Here is a 6,079-nt window from a genome sequence, read left to right on the forward strand (position 1 = left end):
CCCGAGTCTCGTAGGCTTTAGATCAAGCCGTTGTCGGCAAGAAAATTTCTGGCAACGTCCTTGATGGATTTTCTACTCACGTCGACCTTTGCGTTCAGGGTCTGCATGACGTCATTGTTGAGCTTGGCCGACAAATCGTTCAGCGGCTTTTCGATGCCCGGATTTGCTTTAAGAATTGATGTACGCACCACGGGGACGAGATCATAGCTCGGGAACGCCCCCTTATCGTCAGTCAATAGACGAAAATTGAAGGCCTTCACGCGGCCATCTGTTGCGAAAACAAGCGCGAGGTCAACCAGACCGTCTCGCAGCGCTTGATAGGTGAGCCCCGAATTCATCGACCTACGTTCATCGCGTGTCATGCTGAAGCCGTACGCTTTTTCCAGGGCCGGCAGACCATCGGGTCGGCGCGGGAACTCGGCATCGAGGGCCATGACCAGATGCTGACCGTCGTTGTAAGATTTCGCGAGGTCGGACAATGTCTGGATTGAATTGATCCGATCGTTCGAGGCTCGTACCGCCAGCGCATAGGTGTTGTTGGCCTTGGACGGGTTGAGCCACGTAAGGCCTAACTTCGCGTCGAGTTCCTTGACTTTCTTATAGGTGTCCGCGGCGTTCATTCGGGCGGCGATCTTGTTGTAGGCAACAAGCGATGTCCCGGTGTATTCCCAGTAGACGTCGACTTGGCCGTTAACTTGCGCGTCGCGAAGGACCTGCGAGCCAAGACCGTCTTTCTTATCGACGTCGAAGCCTTCGTGTTTTAGCAATTGCGTCGTCATCTCGGCCAGCAGCAGCTGCTCGGTGAAGTCTTTACCGCCGACGACGATGGTCGTCGCCTGCGCGTAACCGGCCACCGCAACGGCACCGACGCAAACAGCGGCCAGCGCCAAAATCGTGGCAAGAGATTTCATTACGATGCTCCTGTCGTCGTGGTCGAACTGGCGGGATCGCTTTTCATAGAGGACTTAGCGTAACGGATTAACTCCGCGAGGGACGGTCCAGAACTGCACTTGGCCCATCAGAAAATCAACGAGAACTGCCAGCAAAGCTGTCGGAATGGCGCCAGCAAGCATGGTGTCAAATTCATTCAGGGAAATACCCGCAAATATGAGTTCGCCGAGCCCGCCGCCGCCAATCAGAAAGGCGAGCGGTGCGGTTCCGACATTGATTGCAAGGGCGGTGCGGATCCCTGCATAGATGACGAATGCTGCATTCGGCAATTCGACTTGCCAGAGAATTTGATTGGAGCTCAGCCCCATGCCCCGAGCCGCTTCGAGCAAATGGGGCGGCACGGCACGGATACCGGCGATCGTATTGGCGACGATGGGCAGCAACGACGCAATGAAAAGTGCGAAAATGGCAGGCGTATCGCCGATACCCAACACGCTCATCGACAAGGCCAGTACGGCGAGCGTCGGAATGGTCGCTCCAATGTTGAGAATTTGTATTGCCCATTCGCCGTAACGATAGAAACGCGGACGCGTCAGCAGAATTCCGGTCAGCACGCCGACAACGATTGCTAGTCCTCCAGAAATGGCGACGAGCTCGATATGTTGTCTTCCAAGGTAGCGGATGTCATCCCAGTGATCGAAGAGGCTCGGCAACAGCCCGCTGCCCCAAGCCCACGCCCCAAGCATAAAGATCATCAGATAAAGCGCATTGCGCCAGATATTGCGCAGTCCGGCCGCTGCCACGATATCTTCAGCCATCGCGATTGATCTCGCTCAATAGGTGCGTGATACCGCGGAGCGTCACATATCCCTTGAATATACCGTCACTATCCACACAGGCGAGCCACGTTCTGTCATGGCGAAACATCGTGGAGACAGCAGTCCGAAGATTTTCGTCAGGCGTAACCGTTGTTGGCAGCGGTTCGTGGTTTTCTCCGACCGTGCCCTTGATACCGCGCGCTTCCGCGAGTTCGACATAGCCACGCGCTTTGCCTCGGGGCCCAACCATCACGATGGAGCGATGGCCGTTCTCCTCCATCAGGGCGACGGCTTTTGCGAGCGTATCTTCGGCGCACACCCGTGGAGGGTCCGGCATCATCGCATCTTTTACTGTGAGCAATTGAAGGCGCTTCAGGGTACGGTCGCCGCCGACAAAGTCGGATACGAAGTTGGTGGCCGGTTGGGCGAGAATTTTATCGGGCGTGTCGTACTGGATGAGCCGACCATGATTGAAAATGGCGATGCGGTCGGCCATCTTGACCGCCTCATCGATATCGTGACTGACGAACATAATGGTTTTCTTGATCCGTGCCTGCATCTTCAGGAATTCGTCCTGAATGATCTCGCGGTTGATCGGATCGATTGCGCCAAAGGGCTCATCCATGAGCAAGACCGGTGGATCGGCCGCGATGGCACGCAGGACGCCTATCCGCTGCTGCTGTCCGCCAGAAAGCTCTTTGGGATAGCGTTTGAGGAAGGTCGCAGGGTCCATAGCGACCATGTCCAGCAACTCGGCGGCGCGGGCTCGCGACTTTGCGCGCTCCCAGCCAAGCACATCCGGCATGAGACAGATGTTGTCTTCGACCGTTTTGTTGGGAAACAGCCCGATCTGCTGGATCACATAACCGATGGACCGGCGCAGCTGCACCGGATCGCTTTCAGCCGTGTTTTTGCCGTCGATAAATATCTGCCCGGAACTCGGCTCAATCAGCCGGTTGACCATCTTCATCGTCGTCGTCTTGCCGCAACCTGATGGGCCAAGAAGCACGCAAATCTCGCCCTCGGGAATTTCGAGCGTGACGTGATCGACTGCGGGAACGGTGGTTCCGGGGAACGTCTTCGAGACCTGTTCGAGCCTGATCATGCGGCGCTCCCCCCTTACACTCGAAGCCCTGGCGAGGTGAGCAGACGTTGCACCGCAAGCAGACCGATATCCGCAGCAACGGCAAGCACACTCACGGCCAGCGCACCGGTGATGAGCTGGCGGGGGTCAGTCTGGCTAATGCCGCGAGCGATGAAGTCACCTAAACCGCCGGCACCAATATAAGCGGCTATGGCCGTCACGCCGATATTCATCACCACAGCCATTCGGATGCCGATCATGATCACCGGCGCCGCAATTGGCAGTTCCACTTCGCGGAGGCGTTGCAAACGCGTAAGCCCCATGCCGCGGGCCGCTTCTCGAAGCGCCGGGTCCAAATTTGTAATCGCCGCATGCGTGTTGCGGATAATTGGAAGCTGCGAATAGAGCAGAACCGCGATCACTGCCGGTACGTAGCCGATGCCTTGTCCGATCGGGGAAAGGACTGGAATCATAATCCCGAACAATGCAATCGACGGTATAGTCAGTATGATCGAGGCGACGTAGAGCACGACCGCGGCAAGGCGCTTGTTCTGGCTGATCGCAATCCCAATGGGCACACCCGTGAGGATCGCAAGCACGAGGGCAACACCAACGATAGCGATATGTTGACCCGTACGGCTGACGATCAGTGACCAGTTTGAAAATATATATTGCAGAACATCCATCGCAGGTCATTGGCCTTGCAGCGATCTAGTGCGGAATCTTCAGATCGCGTGTTCTCATGATGAAACGAATCGTACAGCGCGTCGTGTAACGATTCAATCGCTTGAGATCGTAGAGGACATTTGTGTTGCGCCTGAATGCAAAGCGGACGACCGCTTTCGATTATACGCAGAATAAGCCTTCACGCTCGGGAAGAACAACGATGACAAATTTCGGCCTTCGACTAAAAAAGCCAACAGTGAGCAAGAATTCCTGGACGTTGTGGGACATTGCCATTTCGCCGCTACCGGTGCCGGCCTCTTGGTACGCGATTCCCCTTCGCGTTGTCGTCGGCTTCGGCTTTTTCGAACACGGCTATGCGAAACTCGCACGCGGCTGGGAACACTTTGCCGGCATTCTCCACGCGATCGGCATCCCTTTCGCCGATCTTCTGGCTCTTGCAACTATCTTGATCGAAGTCGTCGGCGGAATCCTCGTTTTTGCCGGCGCGTTCATCCCACTCGCGGCCGTTCCGATGATTATCGTTCTTCTCGTCGCGACGTTCACCGTTCACATTCAATATGGTTTCAGCTCGATAAAACTTCAGTCGTTTGGCACCGCAGGAGCACATTTCGGACAGCCGGGGTACGAAACCGATCTTCTCTATATCGCCGCTATCATCGCCCTTTGCATGGGAGGGGCCGGCCCATTGTCGTTTGATGGATACGTAAACCGACGACGCGCGCGATGACCGAAAATTCCGGCATTGTGAGATCAGGCTCATGCGGCAACAAGGGCAACAGCGTCATCCGTTACCGAGCCCGCGCAAAAGAGATGCGGGCGGTCACGCATCCGTCAACCTGCCTTCTTCAGACCGAGTTTCCAATTCGGCCGAACGTAGTGGCACGTGTAGCCGTTCGGATATCTCTCCAGGTAGTCCTGATGCTCCGGCTCCGCTTCCCAAAAGTCGCCCGCTGGAACGACCTGCGTGACGACCTTTCCCGGCCACGCGCCGGACGCGTCCACGTCGGCGATCGTTTCCTCCGCAATGCGCTTCTGATCAGGGTTTGTGTAGAAAATCGCCGACCGATAACTGAGCCCGACATCGTTGCCCTGCCGGTTCAGTGTCGTCGGGTCGTGGATCTGGAAGAAGAACTCAAGGATTTGCCGGTAGCTCAATTTTGCCGGATCGAAAATAATTTCGATGGCTTCCGCGTGGGTGCCGTGGTTGCGATACGTCGCGTTCGGTACGTCGCCGCCGGTATAGCCGACGCGCGTCGAGATTACGCCTTCATAGCGGCGAATGAGGTCCTGCATTCCCCAGAAGCAGCCGCCTGCGAGAATTGCACGTTCCTGACTCATTAAACGTCCTCCACCTGGTTCAGGTATGCTCCGTAACCCTCGGCTTCCATATCTTCGCGGCGGATGAAGCGCAAAGACGCGGAGTTTATGCAGTAGCGCAGACCGCCCCGGTCTCTCGGACCGTCGGGAAAAACGTGACCGAGGTGACTGTCGCCATGGCTCGACCGGACTTCCGTCCGGTTCATTCCGTGCGACCCGTCATGCAGTTCTTTCACGTTGGCAGGCTCGATCGGTTTCGTGAAACTCGGCCAGCCGCAACCCGATTCAAACTTATCCGATGACGCAAACAGCGGCTCTCCGGAGACGATGTCCACGTAAATGCCCGGCTCTTTGTTATTGAGATACTCGCCTGTGCCCGGCCGCTCCGTACCGCTTTGCTGAGTCACGCGGTACTGTTCGGGGGTGAGCTTGGAGACGACCTCCGGGTCTTTTTTATATGGGCCCATTTTCTACCTTTCATCTGCGGCCGTTTGCATACTCCTGATACGCTTAATCCGGCGTTTTTGTTACACGACGATACCTTATTAACGCGCTTCGCATCGTCTAGCGACAGGACCGATTGCGAAAGAATTTTTTGCATGACTTGTGATTTTCGTCGCCCCGCGTTGCTTTACTTATTTCTGCGCGCCGGGCGGGCGGACGGTTTCAATGTGCACGAGGTCGCATATTTCCGATCGCGCGCCAGATGAGCCGCTGGATCGATCAGCGCCGGTCTCGTTAACACGACCGCCTAAACAAAAATGACGCCCGCGCGGAATTGTGCGAGCGTCATTTGATTGTTGTCTAATGCACCAAAGGACCGGCGCACTATCATGCGCCGGCCAAGTTGCTCGCAAGCCTTTTAGCTGTCTTCTTTCACGGAGGAAGCGCTTAAGGCAGCGAGAACACGGTGAGCGATCCACCCAGGTTGGTGTACTGCTTGAGGCCCGAGTAGCCACCGACAGCACCCAGACCATCGGTCGGGTTCGTCAAGCCGGCTGCCAGACCGATACCGGCCCAACCGCCAACGCCCGACAGCACGGCGACGTACTGTTTGCCATCATGCAGATAGGTCATAGCGTTGCCGATGATGCCCGACGGCGTCTTGAACTTGAACAGTTCCTTGCCGGTCTTCTGGTCGACGGCTTTGAAGTAGCCTTCGAGCGTGCCGTAGAAGGCAACGCCGCCAGCTGTCGTCAGAGCACCCGACCAGACCGAGAACTGCTCAGGCTTCGACCAGACGATCTTACCCTTCGCACCATCCCAGGCGATGAAGTTACCC

8 protein-coding genes are annotated in these 6,079 nt (G+C 56.5%); 1 reads left to right on the top strand and 7 read right to left on the bottom strand.

From position 1 onward, the window contains the following. Window positions 1-17: 17 nt before the first annotated feature. From VHB22_RS02965 to VHB22_RS02980, 4 genes are read right to left on the bottom strand one after another with little or no spacing between them, the layout of a single operon-like run. Window positions 18-911 (bottom strand): glycine betaine ABC transporter substrate-binding protein, encoded by an 894-nt coding sequence (locus tag VHB22_RS02965; protein WP_325455464.1) that lies wholly within the window; start codon window positions 909-911, stop codon window positions 18-20. Between the two features lie 54 nt (window positions 912-965). After that, entirely contained in the window at window positions 966-1,709 is a 744-nt protein-coding gene (locus VHB22_RS02970) for an ABC transporter permease (protein WP_325455465.1), read from the bottom strand. After that, entirely contained in the window at window positions 1,702-2,814 is a 1,113-nt protein-coding gene (locus tag VHB22_RS02975; protein ID WP_325455466.1) for an ABC transporter ATP-binding protein, read from the bottom strand. The genes VHB22_RS02970 and VHB22_RS02975 overlap by 8 nt, the downstream gene beginning before the upstream one ends. 14 nt (window positions 2,815-2,828) lie before the next feature. Further along, complete coding sequence (locus VHB22_RS02980; RefSeq protein WP_325455467.1) at window positions 2,829-3,479, bottom strand: ABC transporter permease; 651 nt, start codon at window positions 3,477-3,479, stop codon at window positions 2,829-2,831. 236 nt (window positions 3,480-3,715) lie between these two features. On the opposite strand from VHB22_RS02980, the gene VHB22_RS02985 reads away from it, so the two are divergent. After that, window positions 3,716-4,207, top strand: coding sequence for a DoxX family protein (locus VHB22_RS02985; protein ID WP_325455468.1), 492 nt, complete (start codon window positions 3,716-3,718; stop codon window positions 4,205-4,207). Window positions 4,208-4,311: 104 nt separating this feature from the next. On the opposite strand, the gene msrA is transcribed toward VHB22_RS02985, so the two are convergent. The 3 genes from msrA to VHB22_RS03000 form a co-directional block, all read right to left on the bottom strand. Beyond that, window positions 4,312-4,818: a peptide-methionine (S)-S-oxide reductase MsrA gene (gene msrA, locus VHB22_RS02990; RefSeq protein WP_325455469.1), complete on the bottom strand. Its 507-nt coding sequence runs from the start codon at window positions 4,816-4,818 to the stop codon at window positions 4,312-4,314. Next, window positions 4,818-5,264 (bottom strand): peptide-methionine (R)-S-oxide reductase MsrB, encoded by a 447-nt coding sequence (gene msrB, locus VHB22_RS02995; RefSeq protein WP_325455470.1) that lies wholly within the window; start codon window positions 5,262-5,264, stop codon window positions 4,818-4,820. Before msrB ends, msrA begins: the two co-directional genes overlap by 1 nt. 424 nt (window positions 5,265-5,688) lie before the next feature. Beyond that, the coding region (locus VHB22_RS03000) for a PQQ-binding-like beta-propeller repeat protein (protein ID WP_325455471.1) at window positions 5,689-6,079 on the bottom strand (391 nt) is incomplete at its 5' end.

Source organism: Hyphomicrobium sp. (assembly GCF_035548195.1).
Taxonomy (GTDB): domain Bacteria; phylum Pseudomonadota; class Alphaproteobacteria; order Rhizobiales; family Hyphomicrobiaceae; genus Hyphomicrobium_B.